The organism is Pseudomonas sp. HAR-UPW-AIA-41, from assembly GCF_002304225.1.
GTDB lineage: Bacteria > Pseudomonadota > Gammaproteobacteria > Pseudomonadales > Pseudomonadaceae > Aquipseudomonas.
This window is the reverse complement of sequence record NZ_NSLB01000001.1, coordinates 772,397-795,019: the sequence shown is the minus strand read 5'-3', so window position 1 is coordinate 795,019 and position 22,623 is coordinate 772,397. Positions and strand designations below refer to the sequence as shown.

The 22,623-nt window shown below is 60.8% G+C and carries 18 protein-coding genes; 7 read left to right on the top strand and 11 right to left on the bottom strand.

Annotated features, from left to right (window positions below; all coding sequences use genetic code 11):
• Positions 1-23: 23 nt before the first annotated feature.
• The 3 genes from CK486_RS03675 to fadB form a co-directional block, all read right to left on the bottom strand.
• Positions 24-278, bottom strand: a complete 255-nt coding sequence (locus CK486_RS03675) for a DUF1653 domain-containing protein (RefSeq protein WP_095938914.1) — start codon at positions 276-278, stop codon at positions 24-26.
• 76 nt (positions 279-354) lie between these two features.
• Positions 355-1,530, bottom strand: coding sequence for an acetyl-CoA C-acyltransferase FadA (fadA, locus tag CK486_RS03670; RefSeq protein WP_095938913.1), 1,176 nt, complete (start codon positions 1,528-1,530; stop codon positions 355-357).
• A gap of 30 nt (positions 1,531-1,560) precedes the next feature.
• Positions 1,561-3,708 (bottom strand): fatty acid oxidation complex subunit alpha FadB, encoded by a 2,148-nt coding sequence (gene fadB / locus CK486_RS03665; RefSeq protein ID WP_095938912.1) that lies wholly within the window; start codon positions 3,706-3,708, stop codon positions 1,561-1,563.
• A 461-nt stretch (positions 3,709-4,169) separates the two neighbouring features.
• Here fadB and CK486_RS03655 point away from each other — a divergent pair, with 461 nt between their 5' ends.
• Complete coding sequence (locus CK486_RS03655; RefSeq protein WP_095938910.1) at positions 4,170-4,988, top strand: hypothetical protein; 819 nt, start codon at positions 4,170-4,172, stop codon at positions 4,986-4,988.
• A 35-nt stretch (positions 4,989-5,023) separates the two neighbouring features.
• Here CK486_RS03655 and CK486_RS03650 read toward each other — a convergent pair whose 3' ends face one another.
• Positions 5,024-5,464 (bottom strand): hypothetical protein, encoded by a 441-nt coding sequence (locus CK486_RS03650; protein WP_095938909.1) that lies wholly within the window; start codon positions 5,462-5,464, stop codon positions 5,024-5,026.
• Between the two features lie 62 nt (positions 5,465-5,526).
• Between CK486_RS03650 and CK486_RS03645 the strand changes: the two genes are divergently transcribed.
• Positions 5,527-5,967 (top strand): universal stress protein, encoded by a 441-nt coding sequence (locus CK486_RS03645; RefSeq protein ID WP_095938908.1) that lies wholly within the window; start codon positions 5,527-5,529, stop codon positions 5,965-5,967.
• A 7-nt stretch (positions 5,968-5,974) separates the two neighbouring features.
• Here the strand turns inward: CK486_RS03645 and CK486_RS03640 are convergent, their stop codons facing one another.
• Entirely contained in the window at positions 5,975-6,670 is a 696-nt protein-coding gene (locus CK486_RS03640) for a hypothetical protein (RefSeq protein ID WP_095938907.1), read from the bottom strand.
• Between the two features lie 32 nt (positions 6,671-6,702).
• Positions 6,703-8,616, bottom strand: a complete 1,914-nt coding sequence (locus CK486_RS03635) for an ATP-binding cassette domain-containing protein (RefSeq protein WP_095938906.1) — start codon at positions 8,614-8,616, stop codon at positions 6,703-6,705.
• Between the two features lie 176 nt (positions 8,617-8,792).
• Here CK486_RS03635 and CK486_RS03630 point away from each other — a divergent pair, with 176 nt between their 5' ends.
• Positions 8,793-10,718 carry a transglycosylase SLT domain-containing protein gene (locus tag CK486_RS03630; RefSeq protein ID WP_095938905.1) on the top strand — a complete coding sequence of 642 codons (1,926 nt, stop codon included), beginning with the start codon at positions 8,793-8,795 and terminating at the stop codon, positions 10,716-10,718.
• Positions 10,719-10,754: 36 nt separating this feature from the next.
• On the opposite strand, the gene CK486_RS03625 is transcribed toward CK486_RS03630, so the two are convergent.
• The 5 genes from CK486_RS03625 to CK486_RS03605 form a co-directional block, all read right to left on the bottom strand.
• On the bottom strand, positions 10,755-11,561 hold the full coding sequence (locus CK486_RS03625) for an MOSC domain-containing protein (protein WP_095938904.1): 807 nt from the start codon (positions 11,559-11,561) through the stop codon (positions 10,755-10,757).
• Between the two features lie 64 nt (positions 11,562-11,625).
• Positions 11,626-12,567 (bottom strand): chemotaxis protein, encoded by a 942-nt coding sequence (locus CK486_RS03620; protein ID WP_095938903.1) that lies wholly within the window; start codon positions 12,565-12,567, stop codon positions 11,626-11,628.
• Between the two features lie 122 nt (positions 12,568-12,689).
• Positions 12,690-14,249, bottom strand: coding sequence for an FGGY-family carbohydrate kinase (locus tag CK486_RS03615; RefSeq protein ID WP_095938902.1), 1,560 nt, complete (start codon positions 14,247-14,249; stop codon positions 12,690-12,692).
• A complete protein-coding gene (locus tag CK486_RS03610) occupies positions 14,246-15,850 on the bottom strand; it encodes a glycerol-3-phosphate dehydrogenase/oxidase (protein WP_095938901.1) in 1,605 nt (534 codons plus the stop codon). Before CK486_RS03610 ends, CK486_RS03615 begins: the two co-directional genes overlap by 4 nt.
• Before the next feature lie 2 nt (positions 15,851-15,852).
• Positions 15,853-17,448, bottom strand: a complete 1,596-nt coding sequence (locus CK486_RS03605) for an FAD-binding oxidoreductase (protein WP_095938900.1) — start codon at positions 17,446-17,448, stop codon at positions 15,853-15,855.
• A 120-nt stretch (positions 17,449-17,568) separates the two neighbouring features.
• Here CK486_RS03605 and CK486_RS03600 point away from each other — a divergent pair, with 120 nt between their 5' ends.
• The 4 genes from CK486_RS03600 (at position 17,569) to CK486_RS03585 (ending at position 22,612) form a co-directional block, all read left to right on the top strand.
• Positions 17,569-18,597 carry an AraC family transcriptional regulator gene (locus tag CK486_RS03600; RefSeq protein ID WP_095938899.1) on the top strand — a complete coding sequence of 343 codons (1,029 nt, stop codon included), beginning with the start codon at positions 17,569-17,571 and terminating at the stop codon, positions 18,595-18,597.
• Positions 18,598-18,813: 216 nt separating this feature from the next.
• Entirely contained in the window at positions 18,814-20,244 is a 1,431-nt protein-coding gene (locus CK486_RS03595) for an undecaprenyl-phosphate glucose phosphotransferase (protein ID WP_095938898.1), read from the top strand.
• The gene (locus tag CK486_RS03590) at positions 20,244-21,701 is read left to right on the top strand and encodes a mannose-1-phosphate guanylyltransferase/mannose-6-phosphate isomerase (RefSeq protein ID WP_095938897.1); all 1,458 of its coding nucleotides are present in this window, start codon (positions 20,244-20,246) and stop codon (positions 21,699-21,701) included. Before CK486_RS03595 ends, CK486_RS03590 begins: the two co-directional genes overlap by 1 nt.
• A complete protein-coding gene (locus tag CK486_RS03585) occupies positions 21,701-22,612 on the top strand; it encodes a glycosyltransferase family 2 protein (protein ID WP_095938896.1) in 912 nt (303 codons plus the stop codon). The genes CK486_RS03590 and CK486_RS03585 overlap by 1 nt, the downstream gene beginning before the upstream one ends.
• Positions 22,613-22,623 lie beyond the last annotated feature (11 nt).

Genomic DNA, 22,623 nt, shown 5'->3' with positions numbered 1-22,623 from the left:
GTATCGGCAGGTCAAGCGCGCTGCTACTTGGCCTTTGTGCCGCTCTGGTCCAGCAGAGGAGATGACTCGGCAGTCAGCAAGGCGAAGCGGGCAATCTGCTCGCCATCCACCAGCACGGTTTCGCAGAACATGCTCAGCGGCCGCACCCACAGACCATAGTCGCCATAGAGTGCCTGGTAAACCACCAGTTCTTCCTCGGTCTCCGAATGCCGCGCCGTACCGAACACCCGGTACTGCTGACCTTTGTAGTGGCGATAGAGGCCCGGCTGAATATTCATCTGCACTCCGCACATTTCTGTTCGCTGGAAAAACAAAAAGCCGGGGCATAGCCCCGGCTTTTTCATCTTAGACCGCTTAGATGCGTTCGAAGATGGTGGTGATGCCCTGGCCGAGACCCACACACATGGTGGACACGCCCAGAGTACCGCCGTTCTGCTTCATCACGTTCAGCAGGGTGCCGGAGATACGGGCACCGGAGCAGCCGAACGGGTGACCCAGAGCGATGGCGCCACCGTGCAGGTTGACCTTCTGCTCCATCTTGTCGAGGAGTTTCAGATCCTTCAGCACCGGCAGAGCCTGGGCAGCGAAGGCTTCGTTCAGTTCGACATGATCGATATCGTCCATGGTCAGGCCGGCACGCTTGAGCGCCTTCTGAGTGGACGGCACCGGGCCGTAACCCATGATCGCCGGATCAACACCGGCCACAGCCATGGCACGAACCACGGCCATCGGCTGGATGCCCAGATCCTTGGCGCGCTGAGCACTCATGACGATCATGCAGGAAGCGCCGTCGGTGATCTGCGAGGAAGTACCTGCAGTCACGGTGCCGCCTTTCGGGTTGAACGCCGGCTTCAGAGCAGCCAGGCTTTCCAGGGTGGTCTCCGGACGAATGGTTTCGTCGAAGTCAAACACCTTCAGGAAGCCGTTCTCGTCGTAGCCTTGCATCGGGATGATTTCATCCTTGAACTTGCCTTCGACGGTGGCCTTGTGTGCCAGACGGTGAGAACGCTCACCGAAGGCATCCTGCTGCTCGCGGCTGATGCCGTGCATCTTGCCCAGCATCTCGGCGGTCAGACCCATCATGCCCGACGCCTTGGCAGCGTACAGGGACAGGTGCGGGTTCGGATCAACACCGTGCATCATGCCAACGTGGCCCATGTGCTCCACACCACCGACAACGAAGACGTCGCCGTTGCCGGTCTGGATGGCCTGCACGGCAGTGTGCAGGGCGCTCATGGAGGAACCGCACAGACGGCTGACAGTCTGGCCGGCGCTGGTGTGCGGGATCTGGGTCATCAGCGACGCCATGCGTGCGATGTTCCAGCCTTGCTCCAGGGTCTGGTTAACACAGCCCCAGATCACGTCTTCGACTTCAGCCGGGTCCAGCTTGGTGTTACGCGCCAGGACGCCGCTGATCAGGTGTGCCGACATAGTCTCGGCACGGGTGTTGCGGTGCATGCCGCCCTTGGAACGACCCATCGGGGTACGACCGAAGTCGACAATGACTGCATCTCTCGGATTCAGGCTCATAAATTCACTCTCGCTCTAAATCGTTCGCGATTAACCGAAGAACTTCTGGCCGTTTTTGGCCATCTCACGCAGCTTCTCGGTCGGGGTGTACAGCGCGCCCAGCTCGGCATACTTGTCGGCCAGGGCAACGAACTCGGCAACACCGATGGAATCGATGTAGCGCAGTGCACCACCACGGAAGGGAGGGAAGCCGATACCGTAGATAAGGCCCATGTCGGCCTCAGCTGCGGTCTCGACGATGCCGTCTTCCAGGCAACGAACGGTTTCCAGGCACAGCGGGATCATCATCCAGTTGATGATGTCTTCGTCGGTGACTTCACGCTGCTCGTACACGATCGGAGCGAGGACTTCCTGAACGCTGGCATCGACAACTTTCTTCGGCTTGCCGCGCTTGTCGGTCTCGTAGGCGTAGAAGCCCTTGCCGTTCTTCTGGCCGAGGCGGTTAGCTTCGTACAGAGCATCAACGGCGGAGCGACGGTCGTCCTTCATGCGATCAGGGAAGCCATCAGCCATGACGTCGCGGCCGTGGTGGCCGGTGTCGATACCGACAACGTCCATCAGGTAAGCCGGGCCCATCGGCCAGCCGAACTTCTCCATCACCTTGTCGATGCGGACGAAGTCAACACCGGCGCTGACCAGCTTGGCGAAGCCGCCGAAGTACGGGAACAGTACGCGGTTAACCAGGAAGCCCGGGCAGTCGTTGACCACAACCGGGGTCTTGCCCATCTTCTTGGCGTAGGCAACGGTAGTGGCAACAGCCACTTCGCTGGACTTCTCGCCACGGATAACCTCAACCAGCGGCATCATGTGCACCGGGTTGAAGAAGTGCATGCCGACGAAGTTTTCCGGACGCTTCAGAGCCTGAGCCAGCAGGCTGATGGAGATGGTGGAGGTGTTGGAAGCCAGGATGGCGTCTTCCTTAACCACACCTTCAACCTCGGCCAGCACGATCTGCTTGACCTTCGGGTTCTCAACAACGGCCTCAACCACGATGTCGACATTGCCGAAATCACCGTAGGACATGGTCGGACGAATGGCGTTCAGCGCCTCGGCCATCTTGGCAGGAGCCATACGACCCTTGGCCACGCGGCTGCCCAGCAGCTTGGAAGCCTCGTTCAGACCCATCTGGATACCCTCTTCGCGGATATCCTTCATCAGGATCGGAGTGCCTTTGGAGGCCGACTGGTAGGCGATACCGCCACCCATGATACCGGCACCCAGTACGGCAGCCAGTTTCACGTCCTTGGCCACTTCGTCGTAGCCCTTGGCCTTCTTCTTCAGTTCCTGGTCATTCAGGAACAGACCGATCAGGCTTTCGGCAACGGAGGTCTTGGCCAGTTTGACGAAGCCAGCGGCTTCAACTTCCAGTGCCTTGTCGCGACCGAAGTTAGCGGCTTTCTGGATGGTCTTGATGGCTTCAACCGGCGCCGGGTAGTTCGGGCCAGCCTGGCCAGCAACGAAGCCCTTGGCGGTCTCGAAGCTCATCATCTGCTCGATGGCATTGAGCTTGAGTTTTTCCAGTTTGGGCTGACGCTTGGCCTTGTAGTCCAGCTCGCCGGAGATGGCACGCTTGACCAGGTCAATAGCGGCTTCTTGCAGCTTGTCGGCCTTGACCACAGCATCAACAGCACCGGCTTTCAGTGCGTCGGCAGCCTTGTTTTCCTTGCCGCCGCAGATCCACTCGATGGCGTTGTCGTTACCGATCACGCGCGGCAGACGCACGGTGCCGCCGAAGCCCGGGTAGATACCCAGCTTGACTTCCGGCAGGCCTACCTTGGCGGTTTCGCTCATTACGCGATAGTCACCGGCCAGGCACATTTCAAAACCGCCGCCCAGCGCGATGCCGTTGATGGCAACCACGGTCGGAACGGACAGGTCTTCGAAGTCATTGAAGATCTTGTTGGCTTCGAGGTTGCCAGCAATCAACTCTTCGTCAGGCAGCTTGAAGTTGTCGACGAACTCGGTGATATCGGCGCCGACGATGAACACGTCTTTGCCGCTGGTCACGATCACGCCCTTGACAGAAGCGTCGGCCTTGATGGCATCGACAGCCTGGCGCAGCTCGTTGAGGGTGAGGCGGTTGAACTTGTTGACGGACTCACCCTTGAGGTCGAACTTCAGTTCGACGATACCGCTCTCAAGAGCCTTAACCGTGATGGCTTTACCTTCGTAAATCATCAACTGATCTCCACGCAATGGAAGCTGAACTGTACACATCGGACGCCGGAGGAGACTTCCCAACGACGCAGGCCGTCTAGGATAGCCCCAAAACCAGCCAGCACACCCGCCGACGCGATATTCGGGACCGTGAGGAACAGGCAAACGCCTGATTCATACGCCCGTTTGATTTGGGTGCTCACACCATCGTGCAAAAGCCTGTAATTGTCAATTAGCCAGGCAAACACCACTTAATCCCTGAAACCCGCCAAATAGCGCCCTTCTAGGGCAACCAAGCAATCCCGCTGACAAAAATTCACAAAACAGATGAACCGCAATTCAGCAGTTGGCGGAGATTGCACAATCGTGCACGCAATCCGCTAGCCAAAAGTTGGTACGGCAGGTAAATTCCGGGCGAAGAGCCGTTCCGAGCGGCTCGCTACAAAAACAAAAGCAAGCCCAGTTGGGCACCGGAGCTGTACATGTCTAGCCGTCTGACCTCCATTTTGCTCAGCAGCCTGCTGATGCTTCCATTGTCCTTCAACGCAAAAGCCGCCGACCCCAGCCAAGATCTGACCACGCTGCACCATATGCGCCTGGCCGCCCAGAAGACGCTCTGTGATTTCTTCATGTTTAACGGGATGGAGGGAGATCAACGCTACGCCAAGCAGATCAAAGTCTCGGAAGACCAGGTAAGTGCTGCACTACAGGAGCTACAGGACCTTTCTGGTGAAGGTTCTAAAGCCCTGCAAAATCAGCTTCAGCAACAATGGCTGGCTTATCAGGAAGAACTTAAAGCCCTGATCACCGCCCTGGAAACCGAAGGTTTCACTGACCTGCAGCCAATCGCAGACCTAGCCAAAAGAAACCAACAGCTCTTGGTATTGAGTGGCGAGCTGTACGGCAAGATCCAGCAGGAAAGCAGCACCAGCGTGCCCCCCCTGACCGAGCGTAGTCGTGAACTGGGGCTTTTGATGCAGTCCATCTCGGTCAACTACGCCTCCCGTAACGCCTCCGTCGGTGGCACATTTATTGGTGGCAGTGGCGGTGAAGATGAAAAGCCGATTGATGAACTGGCAACCGACTTCCAGACACGTCTAGCGGAACTCAAAGCCTCGCCACGCAACACTCCGGAAATCAAAGCCAGTCTGCAAAGCGTGCAGACCAAGTGGAACTACATCGAGAAATCGCTGAAGAACTACAACGAAAACAGCGTACCTTTCCTGATCAGCAAGTATTCCGAACAGATCATCAGCGGCCTGGAGAAAACCTCCGAGCTGTACGCTGCCGGCAAGCTGTAACGCTCTTGCGCGGACGCCGATCCGGCGTCCGCCACTCAGCGTCGAGCCAGCTGCTGCATGACCTCGACCACCGCCTCAAGCGCCTCCTCACCGCCCCGCTCCCCCCAGTACAGGGCCAGCATCTGCTTGCTCGCCTCAACCTGATAGGCATCTGCCGGCAAACGCCTCAACAGCTGCAGCATGGCGTCATCATCGCAGGGCTCGCGCCAGCGGTTATGCCACACGCCTGGCGCCACCTGCCAGTAACTCCAGTCGCCACTGCCGGCCAGACGCTGACGGTGATATTGCGGGCAGGCTGCCGGCGGCTCAGGCTGCATCCAGTGCGGCCATTCGGGTCTTGCCATCTGCATGCCCAGCCCCATTCGCCGGGCAGCCAGACGCACATCCATCTGTCCACGCTGACGGCGGGACGGCACAATCCACACCAGCGGACTGAATGCCGCCGCCAGCAACAGCACGACAATCCATGCATTCATGGACAGAACCTCTCAAACAAGCGCCATACTCAGACAATGGCTAAACGGAACAGGAGTTTGTCATGGCCTACCAGCACATACTGATTGCCGTCGATCTCAGCGAGGAATGCCATCCGGTGCTGCAACGCGCCCTCGAACTGGCGGGCCGCGACGGCGCCCGAGTATCGCTGATCCATGTGATAGAGCCTATGGCCATGGCCTTTGGCGGCGATGTGCCGATGGATCTCTCACTGATTCAGCAGCAACAGCAACAGCAGGCTCAACAGCGACTGGACAGTTTTGCCGCGCAGTATCCCCAACTGACTCCAGACAACTGCCACCTGGGCTACGGTCAGCCACGCCAGGAGATCCATCAACTGGCCAGCGAACAGCAGTGCGACCTGATTGTGGTCGGCAGCCATGGTCGTCACGGCCTGGCCCTGCTGCTCGGCTCAACCGCCAACGACCTGCTGCATGGCGCGCCGTGCGACGTGCTCGCCGTGCGCCTGAAAAAGCCGGCCTGAGACCGGCTTAGGCACCAAACTCCAGCCAATCACCAGCACTCATGACCATCGGCCTGATCTTCTGAAGCTGGGTTTCCAGCGAATAGCTGAGGCTGGATGCCATGGAAAAGAAGCTGAGGAAGGCCTTGAGGTTGGAGTCGCCTTCACAGGTATCGAGGATACGCTGCCAGAACGCCTGATTGACCAGCTGCAGTTGCTGATACAGACGTACCAGCCCCTTGAGATCCCAGTCTGCCAGACGGCCTTCGCGGTAGTTGAAATACTGCCGGGTCAGGTACTGGGATACCGCCCGCTGAATGAACTCCGACTGGCTGGCAAATGGCAGATGCTGCTGCGCCATAGGCCGCAGACGACCCAGCAGCGGGCAGGCGCTGGTGGCCATGATCACGCCGAGCAGTGAACGCAAACCTTCTTCCAGACCAACCCGCTTGTAGTACTGGCGCTCCGGCGTGAGCACGGTGATATCGGCCTTCTGCACGGCTGGCAGGCCGCGGAAGTCCTCGATCACCTGAAACAGATCAACCGCCGCCGGGCAATGGCTGCAAGTTTCCTTCTTCAGCGGACAGTTGCTGCACTGGTTGAACTCCAGGCGCGTCCACTTCGGGGCCTGCTCGGCCCTTGCGGCGTCATAGCCACGATCCAGCTCGATCTGGTAATCGAACTGGTGGCTGTCATCGACAATGATCCGGTACTCAATCGCCATGGCATCTCCGGCTTAGGCTGGGGTTATTGTTATCAGGCTTCCAACTCGGTCCAGCGCTCCAGCAGCGCATCCAGCTCCTGCTGCAGGGTGGACAAACGTTCCAGCGCCACACGGCTGTATTCGGCCGGGCGCTGATAGAAATTCGGTTCAGAAACTTCGTTCTGCAGCGCCTCCAGCTCGGCCTCCAGAGCCTCGATCCGCCCCGGCAAAGCCTCCAGCTCGCGCTGTTCCTTGTAGCTTAGTTTCTTGCGTTGCGGCGCCTCCTGTGGCGCTTTGCTGACAGGCGTCACATCGGCCTTGGCCGCAACAGGCACCTGAGCACGGGAGTCGTCGCCACCCACACCCAGCGTTTTCAGCGAGCCGCCCTGACGCAGCCAGTCCTGATAACCGCCGACAAACTCGCGGACCACGCCCTGCCCCTCGAAGACCAGGGTGCTGGTCACCACGTTGTCGAGGAAGGCCCGGTCGTGGCTGACGATCAGCACGGTGCCCGGGAAGCCGTCGAGTACCTCTTCGAGCAGCTCGAGGGTTTCCACATCCAGATCGTTGGTGGGCTCGTCCAGCACCAGCAGGTTGGCAGGCTTGCTGAACAGCTTGGCCAGCAACAGACGCGCCCGCTCACCACCGGACAGGGCCGAGACCGGCGTGCGTGCGCGCTGCGGACTGAACAGGAAGTCACCCAGATAGCTCAGCACATGGCGATTCTGGCCATCGATGGTGATGAAATCGCGCCCCTCGGAGAGGTTGTCGATCACCGTCTTGTCCAGCTCCAGCTGGTGACGCAACTGGTCGAAATACGCCACTTCCAGCTTGGTGCCGATCTCGATCTTGCCCGAGGTCGGCTGCAGATCACCCAGCAGCAGCTTGAGCAGAGTCGTTTTGCCACTGCCGTTGGCGCCGAGCAGGCCGATACGGTCGCCACGCTGCAGGACCATGGAGAAGTCCTTGAGCAGAACAGCCCCTCCGGCATGGGCGAAGCTGATGTGCTCGGCCACGATGACCTGTTTGCCGGACTTGTCCGCTGTTTCCAGCTGAAAACTGGCCTTGCCCTGACGCTCGCGGCGCTCGGCACGCTCGGCACGCATGGCCTTGAGGGCACGCACCCGACCTTCGTTGCGGGTACGGCGGGCCTTGATGCCCTGACGAATCCAGACCTCTTCCTGAGCCAGGCGCTTGTCGAACAGGGCGTTGGCCGTCTCTTCCGCAGCCAGCTGCTCTTCCTTGTGCACCAGAAAGCTTGCGTAATCGCCATTCCAGTCAATCAGATGGCCGCGGTCGAGCTCCAGAATGCGCGTCGCCAGATTCTGCAGGAAGGCACGGTCGTGGGTGATGAACAGCACGGCGCCGTTGAACCCCAGCAGCGCCTCTTCCAGCCAGGCGATGGCGCCGATATCCAGGTGGTTGGTTGGCTCGTCCAGCAGCAACAGATCCGGCTCGGCCACCAGCGCCTGAGCCAGCAGCACTCGACGGCGCCAGCCACCGGACAGCTCGGCCAGGGTTTTATCCGCCGGCAGCTGCAGACGACTAATGGTGCTGTCGACCAGCTGCTGCAGACGCCAGCCATCACGGGCTTCCAGCGCCTGCTGCACCTGGGTCAGACGCTCCAGCTCGGCGTCACCAAGCTCGTGCTGGACCAGATGATGGTACTCGGCGAGCAAAGCCCCCACTTCGGCCAGCCCCTCGGCGACCACATCGAACACCGTGCGCTCGTCGGCGCGCGGCAGCTCCTGAGGCAACTCGCCAATTTTCAGGCCTGGCGCCCGCCAGATTTCGCCGTCGTCCAGCGATTGGGTGCCGCGGACCAGCTTGAGCATGCTCGATTTGCCGGTGCCATTGCGACCGATGATGCACACCCGCTCGCCCCGGGCAATCTGCCAGGACACCCCATCCAGCAGCGGCGTGCTGCCATAGGCCAGGGATACATCGCTGAATTTGAGCAGGGTCATGAGGTGCCTCCAGTCGCGGGCGCGCATTCTAACGGTTGGTACTGGGTCAATGCTGGCCTTTTTTCATCACATGCTGGCACATCTGCGAGCGCGTTCACGCAAGCCCGGCAAACCGTTAAGCTAGGCGCCTTCTGTGAGGTGCCCGGCACCTCCCCTGACCTTTTTATGGATGAGTGATGCGCGGTTCCCTGCTTTCCCTGCTCTGCGGCCTGCTCTGCCCCCTGCTGGCCCTCGATGCTCAAGCTGCCAGCCTGCAGCAGCAGCGGCTGTATTACGACGAAGCCAAACGTGCCCTGAGCAAGGGCGATGCCGGCCCCTACAAGCGTTATGCCAGCGCCCTGCAGGACTATCCGCTGGAGCCCTATCTGGCCTACGACGAGCTGACCCATCGCCTGAAGTGGGCCAGCAACGACGAAATCGAGACGTTCATTGCCGACCACGGCGACCTCCCGCAGATCGGCTGGATGAAACTGCGCTGGCTGCGCTGGCTGGCCGAACGCGGCGACTGGCAGACCTTCATCAACTATTACGACCCCAAGCTCAACTTCACCGAGCTGGATTGCCTGTATGGCCAGTACCTGTTCAAGCACGGCATGTTCAAGGAAGGAAAGGCCCAGGCGGAAAAGCTCTATCTGGTCGGCAAGTCCCAGCCTGAGGCCTGTGACACCCTGTTCAGTCTGTGGCGTGAACAAGGCGGCGTGAATGAACAGCAGCGCTGGCAACGCGCCAAGCTGGCCGCCGAAGCACGCAATTACGGCCTGGCCAGTTTCCTCGTCAAGGGCCTACCAACCCTCGGCAAGCAGGGCGAGATGCTCCTGCAGGCGGCACAGAATCCCAACCTGCTCAGCCAGCCCTCACGATTTCTTCCGGCCGACCGCGCCATGGCCGACGCCGTCGGTCTGGGCCTGCGTCGTCTGGCCCGTCAGGACCCGGAGAAAGCCCTCGGCCTGCTCGACCTGTATGCCCGGCAGATGGCCTTCTCCAGTGACGAGAAAGTCGCCATCGCCCGCGAAATCGGTCTGACCCTCGCCCGCCGCTTCGACGCCCGCGCCCTCAAGGTGATGGCGCAGTACGACCCGGAGCTGCGCGACAACACCGTCACCGAATGGCGCACCCGCCTGCTGCTGCGCCTGGGCCGCTGGGACGAGGCCTACCAGCTGACCCGTCAGTTGCCGGAAGACCTGGCCAAGACCACCCGCTGGCGCTACTGGCAGGCCCGCAGTCTGCAACTGGCGCAACCACAGAGCCAGCAACCTCTGCTGGGCTACCAGCCGCTGGCGCGGGAGCGCGATTACTACGGGTTCCTCGCTGCCGATCGCATCCAGGCGCCCTACAGTCTCAACCACAAACCGCTGCCGCTGGACCCGCGCCTGCTGCAGAAGGTGCGCAACACCGCCGGTATCCGCCGGGCCATGGAGTTTCACAACCGCGGTCTGATCGCCGATGGCCGACGCGAGTGGTACCACGTCAGCCGCCTGTTCAGCCGCGATGAAATGGTCGCCCAGGCCAAGCTGGCCTATGACATGCAATGGTATTTCCCGGCTATCCGCACCATCAGCCAGGCCCAGTACTGGGATGATCTCGACATCCGCTTCCCCATGGCTTACCGCGACAACATGGTCCGTGAAGCCCGCCTGCGCGGCCTGCATTCCAGCTGGGTGTTCGCCATCACCCGCCAGGAAAGCGCGTTCATGAACGATGCCCGTTCCGGCGTCGGCGCCATGGGCCTGATGCAGCTGATGCCGGCCACCGCTAAGGAAACCGCCAAGCGCTACGGCATTCCGCTGGCCAACCCGCAGCTGGCCTATCAGCCGGACATCAACATCCAGCTCGGTGCCGCCTACCTCAACCAAGTGCTCGGCCAGTTCAACGGCAACCGTGTGCTCGCCTCGGCCGCCTACAACGCCGGCCCCGGTCGCGTTCGCCAGTGGCTGAAGGACGCCAAACACCTGTCCTTCGACGTCTGGGTGGAAACCATCCCCTTCGACGAGACCCGTCAGTACGTGCAGAACGTGCTGTCCTACGCAGTGATCTACGGCAAGAAACTCAATGCGCCGCAACCGCTGGTGGACTGGCACGAGCGCTTCTTCGACGCGCAGTAAAACAGGGCGCCATCCGGCGCCCTGTTCGTTTCCGCCTCACTCGAGAATTTCGACGGCCTGCCCCAGGCGCAGCTCACCGCGTCCGCGCGGCAGCACGTTCTGCCCGAAGTACACCTCGCCATCGCGCTCACGGTAGGTCTTGAGCGTCGTCAGCGGCTCACGGTCGGCGCTGCGCTCACCGGTGAAGGGGTCCAGGGTGGTGAGGATGCAGCGCGAACAGCCCTTGACCAGTTCGAACTCCAGATCGCCGATGCGGATGCGCCGCCATTGGTCCTCGGCATAGGGCTCACAGCCCGTCACCACCAGATTGGGGCGAAAGCGCAACATCTCCAGCGGCCAGCCCACACGCGCGGACAAATCGTCCAGCGAGGCCTGACTGATCAGCAGCAAAGGAAAGCCATCGGCAAAACCGACCCGGTCGGCGGGCTGCGCATAATGCTGGTCAACCTGCCGCGCCAGCGCCTCGGGCACCTGCACCAGACGACACGGCTGGCAGATCACCTGCTGCAGCCACTGCGCCGCCTCATCGCCGGCATCCGGCACATGCAGGCTGTCGCTCCAGACCGTCACTGTGCGCAGCACCGCCTCATTACCCGGCACTGCCACCACCAGCTCGGCCAACCCCGGCGCCTGCAGACGCAGGGAGCCATCGGCCTGCCACAGGGCGGCAATACGGCCAATTGCGGGCAACGCGCGCTGCGTGAGAAAACGGCCACTGGCGACATCCACCAGCATCCAGCGCCGGTCGCCGATCAGCCCCTGGGCACCGACAAGGCTGTACGACAGGACTTCGGCGGCTGCCGACTTGAGCGGGTAGCGATAGAGTGCAGAAAGGCTCAGCATGGCCGGCTCCAGAATGACAAAAGGCGCTTATAAAGCGCCTTCTTCTGCGGCTCAAGCCCGATGTTCAGATCTTGCCCTGATCTTCGAGCATTTGCAGGCGCTTACGCACCATATCTACCAACTTGTCTGGCTGGAACTTGGACAGAAAGTCATTACATCCAACTTTCTTCACCATGGCTTCGTTGAAACTGCCCGACAGTGAGGTGTGCAGCACCACATACAACTCCTGCAAACGCGGGTCGTTACGGATCTCCGTGGTCAGGCGATAACCGTCCATCTCGGGCATTTCAGCATCGGTGATCACCATCAGGAGCTTATTCGGCACATCGGCATTCGAGTCAGCCCACAGCTTGAGCAGTTTCAGCGCCTTGAGCCCGTCACCGGCCGAATGGGTACGAATATCCAGCTGAGCCATGGTTTCACGCAGCTGGTTCATAGCCACGCCTGAGTCATCCACCAGCAGCACTTCACGACCACGCGCCTTGGCAAGCAACGGGTCTTCCAGCTTATTAGCAGAAACCTTGCTGCTCATCGGCACGATTTCCGAGAGGACTTTCTCAACGTCGATGATCTCGACGATCTGGTCATCAACCTTGGTGATCGCCGTCAGGTAATGCGCCCGACCGGCCCCACCCGGCGGCGGCAGGATGGACTCCCAGTTGAGGTTGAGGATGCGATCCACGCCACCGACCAGGAAGGCCTGCACCGAGCGGTTGTATTCGGTGACGATGATGGTGCTCTTGTCGCTGGGGGTCAGCGGACGCATACCGATAGCCTGGGACAGGTCGATCACTGGCAGCGTCTGACCACGCAGATTAACCACCCCGCAGACCACTGGATTACGCTGAGGAATCAGCGTCAGTTTGGGCAGGTGCAGCACTTCCTGCACCTTGAACACGTTGATGGCGAAGAGCTGCCGCCCGCTCAGGCGGAACATCAGGATTTCCAGGCGATTCTCGCCGACCAGTTGGGTTCGCTGATCAACGGTATCCAGAATGCCAGCCATTGTGGGCTCCTCACGAGTCACGCAACTACAGATTGACGAGGTTATCGGCTGACGCAAGCGCAGCTTAAGCACCGCTCGCGTAGCTTATTAACCCAGTGTAGCTGGCAACGGAAAATCCGCCCTCAAGCCGGGTAGCCGGTGATCTCGCGAATACTGCTGTAAAGCGGCCTGAGCTGCTGATACATGCGCTGGTAGACCTCGTGATACAGACGCTCATACACCTGTTGCGCCTGCGGATTGGGCTCGAAGACCCTCCCCACACGGGTCATGGCGGCAATCGCCGCAGGGAAATCCGCATGCAGACCCAGCCCCACCGCGCAGTCGATGGCCGCACCAAGCCCGGACGTCTCATACAGATGCGGACGCTCGGCCGGCAGGCCAAAGATATCGGCCGTCAGCTGCATCGCCGCATCGCTCTGCGAGCCGCCACCGGAAACGCGCAAACGGCGGATCGGCGTTCCCGAACGCTTCTCGATCTTTTCCTTGCCCTGCCGCAGGGCATAGGCCAGTCCTTCGAGGATGGCGCGGTAGAGATGAGCACGGGTGTGCACATCACCGAAACCGATGATCGAGCCCTTGGCTTCCAGCCCCGGCTCACGAATGCCCGGCGACCAGTACGGTTGCAGCATCAGGCCCATGGAACCGGGCGGCACGCTGTTGACCAGTTCGTCGAACAGGGTTTCCGCCGCTACGCCCAGCTCCAGACCTCGCTGGCGCTCGGCATAGCCGAACTGCTCCTTGAACCAGCTGACCATCCAGAAGCCCCGGAAGATCATGACTTCGGTGTTGTAGTGATCAGGGATCGCCGCCGGGTATGGCGGAATCAGCGGAATGGTTTCCAAATACTGGGCACGGGTGGTGTTGATGGTCGCCGTGGTGCCATAGGACAGGCAGGCCACACTCGGATCGACACCACCGGCACCGATCACCTCGCAGGCCTTGTCCGAAGCGGCGGCAATCAGCGGAAGCCCCTGCGGGATACCGGTGTGCCGGCTGGCTTCGGCGGTGATGCAGCCCAGTTGCTCGCCCGGTTTGACCAGCTCGGGCAACATCGAAGGTCTGACCGGCATCGCCTGCCACTTCCAGTCGCTGGGTTTGGCCCAGCACAGGCGCTTGTAATCGAACGGCAGATAGGCCACGCAACTGCCCACCGAATCGACGAAACGCCCGCACAGACGATGGGTCAGAAAGCCCGACAACAGCAGGAACTTGTGGGTACGCGCCCAGATATCCGGCTGCTGCTGGGCAATCCAGTTGGCCTCGGCCTGGGCGCGAAAATAGTCGATGGTCTCTTCTTCGCGGATCAGCTTGAACAGCCAGCCCCACGGCCCCTTGATCCGCCCCTCAACCTCGGCCCGGCGCTGATCGAGCCAGAGCATGGCCGGACGCAGCGGCTGGCCCTGCTCATCGACGTTGATCAGCGTGCCGCGCTGGGTGGTCAGCGACACCCCGGCAATCTGGCTGCGGTCGATATCGACGCTGTCCCAGAGCTGCGCGCAGGCCTCACCGAGACTGCGCCAGTAATACTCCGGATCCTGCTCGGCCCAGCCGGGATGTTCGGAGTAATAAGGCTCCAGCTCGACCTTGCCCTTGCCCAGCAGATTGCCGGCCAGGTCGAACAGCAAGGCCCGTACGCTCTGGGTGCCGTTGTCGATGGCCAAGAGGTAGCGTTGTTCCGTCACGATGGGCTCCCGGCTGGTGCAGGCAGGCTGTAGCACTGCTGCCACAACTGCAGATAGCGTTGTTGTTGTTCGTCCCACTGCGCATCGCTCCAGCCCAGCCGGGTCTGGCACAACTCACGCACGCGTGGCAATTCGGCGGCACCACCCTGCGCCAGCAACAGCCCGAGGCGGGTTCGGCGCAGCAGCAGATCATCCAGCGACAGCACCAGCTCATGGCTGGCGGCATGGGCCAGCTCGGCCCACAGCGTCTGGGTCGCCCCGACGCATTCAGTCCCCACCTGCGCCACACAATCGGCAACGGCAGGCAGCTCTCGTCCGTAACGGCCACGCAGACGGCGCTGCTGTGACGGCGTCAGCCCCGGCAAGGCCAGCTCCGACTGAGCGCGGAACACCGCCTGCCCCTGATCATCCAGCGGCTTGCCGAGCATGCCGGCGCAGGCACGCAGCACTTCCAGCGCCAGCAGGCGGAAGGTGGTCAGCTTGCCGCCGGCCAGGGTCACGCAACCGGGCTCCTGCCACAGCGCATGCTCGCGCTTCTCATCCGAAGGGTTCTTGCTGTGCGCACCGTCACTCACCACCGGGCGCACCCCGGCCCAGGTAGACAGCACATCGTCACGGCCGATGGCTGCGCCGGGAAACTGCTGGGCACAGGCGGCCAGGAGGTAATCCACCTCGGCAGGGCTGATGCTCGCATCCTGATCCAGCGACCCGGCATGATCGAGGTCGGTGGTGCCGATCACCGTGGCGCCTTCCCAGGGGAAGACAAACACCGGCCGGCCATCCTCGGCGTGCATGAAACTCAGTGCATGTGCCACCGGCAGACGCCAGGCGGGCAACAGCAGGTGGCTGCCGCGCAGCGGACGGATGTGTTCTGCCGTATCGCGCCGGCGCAGGGCATCGGCCCAGGCACCGGTTGCCTGGGCTACCACGCTGGCCGAGAAGCTGAAGCGCTCGCCCGTCAGGCAGTCCTCGGCCAGCAGTCCGACCACCCTGCCACCCTCGCGGCGCAACTCGACCACACGCAGGCCATTGAGCGCCTCGCCACCCTCGGCGCGCGCCTCGCCCAGCACGCGCATGACCAGGCGGGCATCGTCGGTCACCGCATCCTGAAAACGCGTGGCGCCGGCCAGGCCGTCTTCCTTCAGCCCCGGCTGCAGGAAGCGCAGCTGCTGCAACGGGTAGTACAGGTGATTGCGCTTGCCGGCCAGGGCGTCGTACAGCGCCAGCAGCCCGCCGAACACCCGCGGCCCCGGAAACTGCCCCTGATAATGAGGAAACAGAAAGCTCAACGGATCAACCAGACCCGGCGCCTCATCCAGCAGGCGCTGGCGCTCGCGTACCGAGTCACGGGTCAGGCCCAGCTGGCCCTTGGCGATGTAGCGCAGACCGCCGTGCACCATCTTCGACGAGCGACTGGAAGTGCCCCAGGCAAAATCGCGCTGCTCCAGCAGCAGGCAGCGCCAGCCGCGCCGGGCCGCTTCACGCAGGATGCCGGCACCACTGATGCCACCGCCGACCACTATCAGGTCCCAGTGCCGCGCCGCCAGTTGTGGCAGGGCGCGCTGACGCCAGGCGGCATTCCACGCCTCGTGCTGGCCCATGCTCAGTCTTCCAGCAGCACGCCTGGCGCCAGGCGCTGATCCGGGTCGAAATGCTGCGCCAGCGCCCTGAGTGCCGCCATGCCCTGCTCGCCTTTTTCCACCGGCAGATAGGGCGCGTGGTCACGCCCGACGCCATGCTGGTGGCTGATGGTGCCGCGGTTGTTGACGATGGCCAGACTGGCCGCATGCTTAAGCTTGCTCCAGCGCGCCAGGGTCTGTGTGTAGCTGGCTGCCGGGCGGAACACGTAGCTGGTGTAGATGCTCGAACCCTCACCGTAGACATGCGACAGGTGAGTGAATACATGCACCTGCTCACCCTCGGCACTCAGCGCGTTGCGCAGGCTGTCCTCGACCTGATTGAGCAGGTGATCGACATTGGCCCAGTCGGTGGCGGTCTCGAGGGTATCCACCGCGTAGCCGGCCTCCCACAGGCCATGACGCAGGTAAGGGAAACGGAAGCGGTTCTCCGCCCACTTCTTGCCCAGCAGGGTGCCGGTAAATACGCCGCCGAAGCCCTTTAGCAGCCGCTTGGCCTGCTTGATCGACAGTGCATTCTGCTGGCGATTGCCGGTCACCCCAAAGGTCAGCATGCACTTGCCGGCACGGGCGCCACGAAAAGCCAGGTACTTTTCCAGAAGGGCGATCTGTTCGGGATGCCCGGCGAGCGCCAACTGGGTTTCGGTCTCGATGGCGTTGGACAGACGCAGCATCGACAGCGGCACCCGCGCCTGCACCAGGCTGCGGATAGCGGCCAGCGCCTGCGTCCAGCTGGGCAGAAAGACGGCGTAGAACTTCTCCTCTTCCGCCAGCCGGGTGACGCGCACCTTGACCTCGGAAATGACACCGAAGCGCCCTTCGCTGCCGAGAATCATCTCGCGCAGATCAGGCCCCGCCGCCGACGCCGGGAAGGTCGGAATCTCCAGAGTGCCGGCGAAGGTTTCGATCTTGCCACCGGCGAACAGCTGTTCGATGCGTCCATAGCGCAGCGACTGCTGGCCACTGGAGCGGCTGGCCACCCAGCCACCCAGAGTCGACAACTCCCAGGACTGCGGGAAATGGCCGAGGGTGTAACCCTTGGCGCGCAGCTGAGCTTCCACCTGCGGACCATTGGCACCGGGACCGAAGGTGGCGATCAGGCTTTGCTCGTCAATCTCCAGCAGCTGATTCATGCGTTCCAGCGACAGGGTCAGTACCGGACGCAGACCATCGCGCGGATTGATATGGCCGGCCACCGAGGTACCGCCGCCATAGGGAATCACAATCACGTCATGCTGCTGCGCCCAGGCCAGCAGCTCACGGATCTGCGCCGCGGTTTCCGGCAGGGCCACACCATCGGGGAAAACGCCGAATTCGCCGGAGCGCATGGCCAGCCAGTCCGGCAGGCTCTGCCCGCGGGCATGCCGCACCCGCACCTCGGCCTCAACCGAAACCAGCGGATGGCCAGGCAGACGCGAGGCCGGGACCTTGGCCAGCACCTGTTCCAGACTGGCATCGGCCAGTACCTGACCGGCACCGATGCGCGCCTCGAGGAAGCCCTGACCATGAGCCGGCAGCTCCACCACGGTTGCCTCGTCGCCCCACCCGTTCCAACGTCGCATGCTTGATTCCGCCTATTCCGGTCACCAGTAATGGCTGCCTATACTAGCCGGCCGCGGTCTGCCGTCACTGTCGAATCGGGACAGCCGCTGTCGCCAATCAAGACACCCAGAACAACAAGAATGACCAGCTCACTCGGCTACACATCGGTTCCCGCATTGCTCAAGTACATCCGCCAGGGGGAAGCCCTTGGCCTGGATATCGACGCGGCACTGCAGGCGGCCGGCATCAGCCAGGCTCAACTGGCCGACAACAGCCAGCGCATCCCCAGCGAAGTGCATGAGCGGCTGATTGCCCACTTCATCGAGGTCTCCGGCGACCCGCTGTTCGGCCTGCACGCTGCACGCTACGTGCAGCCCGGCTCCTGGAGCGTGCTCGGCTACATCACCATGAACTGCGCCAATCTGGGCGAAGCCATGAGCCGCATCGCGCCCTACGAGAAGCTGGTGGGAGACATGGGCGTCAGTTCCATCGAGGCGCTGGCCGACCATGTCCGCCTGATCTGGACCTGTCGTCACGAAAAACCGCTGATCCGCCGGCACATGGTGGAAAACGTGCTGGCATCCTGGCTGCTCTACGCACGCTGGATTGCCGACATGGACCGCTCGCCCCAGGCGGTCTGGTTCGAGCATGCGCAGCCATCTGACACCTCGCTTGCAGAGTACGAGGCGGTGTTTGGCTGCCCGGTGCTGTTTGAGCAGCCCTGCAGCGCGCTGCTGGTGCCGCTGGCCTACCTGGCCGTGCAGCTGCGGCAGGCCGATGCCAACCTGCTGCGTACTCTGGAAGAACATGCCCTGACCCTGATGGCCGGCCTCGATCAGGACGAGCCACTGCCCGTCCGGGTCAAGAATGCCCTGCGCCTGCTGCTCAAGGATGGTTTGCCACGCAAGGAACGGGTGGCCGAAAAATTCAACATGACGGTGCGCACCCTGCAGCGCCATCTGCAGCTGGCCGGCACCAGCTACCAGGAAATCCTCGACGCCCTGCGCCAGGAACTGGCCGAGCACTACCTGCTGCGCAGCGACCTGCCGATCCAGGACATCGCCAGCTACCTGGGCTTCACCGAGTCCCGCTCATTCCACCGCAGCTTCAAGGGCTGGACCGGCATGACGCCTGGGGAATACCGGCAACTCCACGCCGGAAAAACCTAGAACGAAAGTACCACCCAAAAACTATAAACCCGCCCACACGAGAAGGCATTCTGGGGCGCTAATGGCCAATTGCCGCCGCCTTAAAGGCGTGGTTAAATTGTCGCGCGATGGCGAACTGCATCACACAAATACTATAACCGCCACCTTTTTGACAGATTAGTCAACTTCCTAGTTGTGGCTGCCTAAGCCCACAACAGGCCTTCGGGGAGTCAAGCAGTGCGTCCGCAGTCCATTCAAAATCCCATCAGCAAGTCGGGATTTGTTCAACACTTTGTCGCACTAACCCGCATCCTGCATGGCCTGACAGCGGTGCTACCGGGCTTTCTCCTGCTTCTGATAAATTCGCACGACCCCACATCCAGCGAGCACTACGCGGAGCTGATGCTGTTCTTCGCACTGATCACCGTGATGCTTTTTCAGGCTTTCGGTGTCTACAACGAAGAATTGTTCAGTAATGAGCTGCGCTTCAAATTGATGCTGTTCTGCTGGATGACTGCATTCACATTCCTTATTTTCATGCACCAGGCTCTTGATCTGTTCAGCATGATTACAAGCCGACAGCTGCTTTATTGGTTTATCTTCAGCCTGGTGTTGTTTGGAGCCGAACGTCTGGCACTCCTGCTGTGCCTGCGGACCCTGACGAGGCGAGGCCGGTATCTGCAGAACTCGGTGATTCTTGGCGGCACCGAAAATGGCGTGCAAATCGCTCGCTACATGCAGCAGAACAGCGATATCCGCATCGGCATACTCGGTTTCATCGATGACCGCTGCAGCCGATTCGAGGCCCAAGTAGCTGGCCTGCCTCTGCTTGGCAATATCGATGTGCTCGAGCAGATGATTCGTGATGAGCAAGTGCAGCAGGTTCTGGTCGCACTTCCCTGGGAAGCCGAAAGTCGGATAGCCGGGATTGTAGCCAGGCTTCGCCAACTGCCGGTGAGCGTACTACTGGTACCCGACATGCTGGCTCTTCGCCACGCCCACCACCGGATTACGGAGGTAGCTGGCTTGCCGATGTTCAATGCCTCGGAATTACCCCTTCAAGGCTGGTCGCCACTCATAAAGCGCATTGAGGATCTGGTTCTGGCAAGCCTTGCGCTGTTGCTGCTATCACCGCTGATGCTGGGCGTCGCCCTGGCCATCAAACTCGACTCACCGGGCCCTGTGCTATTTCGTCAAAAGCGCTATGGCTATAACAATCGCCTGATCGAGGTCTATAAATTTCGGTCAATGTACCACCAGATGGCTGATGCTCATGCCGAGCGTCAGACCACCAAGGGCGATTCCCGCGTCACCCGTGTGGGGGCCTTTATCCGCCGTACCAGTCTGGACGAACTCCCCCAACTACTAAATGTACTGCTGGGCAGCATGTCTATGGTCGGTCCTCGCCCCCATGCCACCGCAACGAAAGCCGCAGGCATTTTGTTTGAAGAAGCGGTGGAGACTTACAGCGCCCGGCACAGAGTCAAACCCGGCATCACTGGCTGGGCTCAGATCAACGGCTATCGGGGCGAAACCGATACGCTGGAAAAGATCGAAAAACGGGTGGAATTCGACCTCGAATACATCGAGAACTGGTCCGTCTGGTTCGACCTTTACATTCTATTCCGTACGCTACCTGCCGTAGCGTTCAGCAAGGAAGCCTACTGATGAGCACCTTACTGCCCTGCATCATTGCTGGAGGAGCTGGCACGCGTCTGTGGCCGGTATCCCGTGAGTCTCGACCGAAGCCATTCATGCGCCTGCCTGACGGGCAGAGTCTGCTGCAGAAGACCTTTCTGAGAGCCGCTCAGTTGCCAGGGGTAGATTCGCTACTGACAGTGACCAATCGCGAATTACTGTTCAGCACCCAGGACGACTACAGCGCTGTCAATCAGGCACAGTTGCGTCTGGATTTCCTTTTGGAGCCCTGCGGCCGTAATACAGCACCCGCTATCGCAGCTGCAGCGCTGCATGCCCTCAGTCTGTATGGTGAAAGCTGTCAGCTGCTTATATTGCCTGCAGATCACCTCATTCAGGACGAAGAGGCGTTTGCCAAAGCGGTAGCCAAAGCACAGCGACTGGCAGCTGCAGGCTATCTAGTCACCTTTGGTGTACAACCGACCCGTGCCGAAACGGGCTACGGCTATATCGAAAGCGGCGACCGTTTGAATGATGACGGCCTCAAGGTTCAACGTTTCGTTGAGAAACCCAACGCAGAGACCGCAGAACAGTATCTGCAGAGCGGCCTGTATCTCTGGAATGCTGGAATGTTTTGCTTGCAGGTTGACACCCTGCTAAGCGAGCTTGAGCAATGCGCACCAGATGTACTAACAGCCGCTCGTAACGCAGTTAACTCAGCTCCGCTCTTACAAGGTTCGGGGCAGTGTCAGCGCACGCTGTCTCAGGACACTTTTGCCCTTGCCCCGGATATTTCCATTGATTACGCGCTGATGGAGCACTCCAAGAACGTTGCAGTAGTACCCTGCGATATTGGCTGGAATGATATCGGCTCTTGGCAAACGCTGAGAGAGCTGCTGCCCAACGATGAGCAAGGCAACCAGTTGAATGGCGAAGTTGTCCTGCATGACGTCAGCAGCTGTTACATCGACAGCTCGAGTCGACTGGTCGGCGCCGTCGGCATCAAAGACCTGATCGTGATCGATACCCCTGACGCACTGCTGATTGCTGATGCTGGGCGCAGCCAGGACGTCAAGTTCATCGCTCAGGAACTTAAAAAACGCGGCCATGATGCCTATCGATTGCACCGTACCGTCAACCGCCCCTGGGGCACCTATACGGTGATAGAAGAAGGTCCGCGCTACAAGATCAAACGCATCGTAGTTCGCCCTGGCGCATCCCTTTCATTACAGATGCATCACCATCGTAGCGAGCACTGGATCGTGGTCAGTGGTATGGCTCGCGTCATCAATGGTGACAAGGACTTCCTGCTCGACACCAATCAGTCAACCTTCATTCCGGCCGGACACAGTCACCGTCTGCACAACCCCGGCGTAATTGATCTGGTGATGATCGAAGTCCAGAGCGGCGAGTACCTCGGTGAAGATGACATTGTCCGATTTGAAGACATCTATGGCCGTACACCCAGCACAGAGTCAAACTGCTGATGCGGACTGCATTGATCATCCCTACGCGCAATGCAGGTGCCTTCGCTGAGCGTCAGCTAGCCGCCCTATCGCGTCAGAGCCTGCAGCCCAACGAACTGCTGGTAATTGACAGCAGTTCAGGCGACGACACTGCAGCGCGCTACAGCGCTTATGGCGCACGTGTAGAGGTGATCAATCCTGCCAACTTTAACCACGGAGGCACTCGTGGCTGGGCCAGTACGCTGGTGGATGCTGACGTCCTAATCTACATGACTCAGGACGCCATCCCTAATGACCCGGATGCGTTGCGCAACCTCCATGGAGAGCTTCTTAGCGAATCGGATATCGGTGTGGCTTATGGCCGTCAGCTCCCACATCCCGATGCCGACTTGCTTGGCGCTCACGCACGACGTTTCAACTACCCGGCACAGAGCCGCACAAAGCGCCTGTCCGACGCCAGTGAGCTGGGCATAAAGACCTGTTACAGCTCTGACTCCTTTGCGGCCTACCGACGTACCGCTCTGCAAGCTGTCGGAGGATTTCCCCGAGATGTAATCGGCAGCGAGGATGCATTCGTCGCCGGCAAAATGCTCTTGGCAGGCTACGCCGTTCGCTATGCCGCCAGCGCCTGTGTTGAGCATTCGCACGATTACCAACTGTTAGAAGAATTCCGCCGCTACTTTGACATCGGTACGTTTTACGGCCGCGAACGCTGGATCGCTGATTCCTTTGGCCGAGCAGGCAGTGAAGGGAAACGCTTTATCCTGTCAGAGCTGGCAGCCCTGAAAGCTGCAGGCGCCTTACACAGAGCACCTGAAGTCCTGCTGCGATCAGCACTCAAACTGCTCGGCTATCAACTTGGCTATCACGGACACCTTCTACCCGTAGCCCTAAAACGCCACTGCAGCATGTTCGCTGCCTACTGGAACTGAATCATGCTGCC

What these genes read in the sequence shown, in the direction of transcription:
- CK486_RS03675 (WP_095938914.1), bottom strand. Translation starts at nt 278, where the DNA reads ATGAATATTCAGCCGGGCCTCTATCGCCACTACAAAGGTCAGCAGTAC.
- fadA (WP_095938913.1), bottom strand. Translation starts at nt 1,530, where the DNA reads ATGAGCCTGAATCCGAGAGATGCAGTCATTGTCGACTTCGGTCGTACC.
- fadB (WP_095938912.1), bottom strand. Translation starts at nt 3,708, where the DNA reads ATGATTTACGAAGGTAAAGCCATCACGGTTAAGGCTCTTGAGAGCGGT.
- CK486_RS03655 (WP_095938910.1), top strand. Translation starts at nt 4,170, where the DNA reads ATGTCTAGCCGTCTGACCTCCATTTTGCTCAGCAGCCTGCTGATGCTT.
- CK486_RS03650 (WP_095938909.1), bottom strand. Translation starts at nt 5,464, where the DNA reads ATGAATGCATGGATTGTCGTGCTGTTGCTGGCGGCGGCATTCAGTCCG.
- CK486_RS03645 (WP_095938908.1), top strand. Translation starts at nt 5,527, where the DNA reads ATGGCCTACCAGCACATACTGATTGCCGTCGATCTCAGCGAGGAATGC.
- CK486_RS03640 (WP_095938907.1), bottom strand. Translation starts at nt 6,670, where the DNA reads ATGGCGATTGAGTACCGGATCATTGTCGATGACAGCCACCAGTTCGAT.
- CK486_RS03635 (WP_095938906.1), bottom strand. Translation starts at nt 8,616, where the DNA reads ATGACCCTGCTCAAATTCAGCGATGTATCCCTGGCCTATGGCAGCACG.
- CK486_RS03630 (WP_095938905.1), top strand. Translation starts at nt 8,793, where the DNA reads ATGCGCGGTTCCCTGCTTTCCCTGCTCTGCGGCCTGCTCTGCCCCCTG.
- CK486_RS03625 (WP_095938904.1), bottom strand. Translation starts at nt 11,561, where the DNA reads ATGCTGAGCCTTTCTGCACTCTATCGCTACCCGCTCAAGTCGGCAGCC.
- CK486_RS03620 (WP_095938903.1), bottom strand. Translation starts at nt 12,567, where the DNA reads ATGGCTGGCATTCTGGATACCGTTGATCAGCGAACCCAACTGGTCGGC.
- CK486_RS03610 (WP_095938901.1), bottom strand. Translation starts at nt 15,850, where the DNA reads ATGGGCCAGCACGAGGCGTGGAATGCCGCCTGGCGTCAGCGCGCCCTG.
- CK486_RS03605 (WP_095938900.1), bottom strand. Translation starts at nt 17,448, where the DNA reads ATGCGACGTTGGAACGGGTGGGGCGACGAGGCAACCGTGGTGGAGCTG.
- CK486_RS03600 (WP_095938899.1), top strand. Translation starts at nt 17,569, where the DNA reads ATGACCAGCTCACTCGGCTACACATCGGTTCCCGCATTGCTCAAGTAC.
- CK486_RS03590 (WP_095938897.1), top strand. Translation starts at nt 20,244, where the DNA reads ATGAGCACCTTACTGCCCTGCATCATTGCTGGAGGAGCTGGCACGCGT.
- CK486_RS03585 (WP_095938896.1), top strand. Translation starts at nt 21,701, where the DNA reads ATGCGGACTGCATTGATCATCCCTACGCGCAATGCAGGTGCCTTCGCT.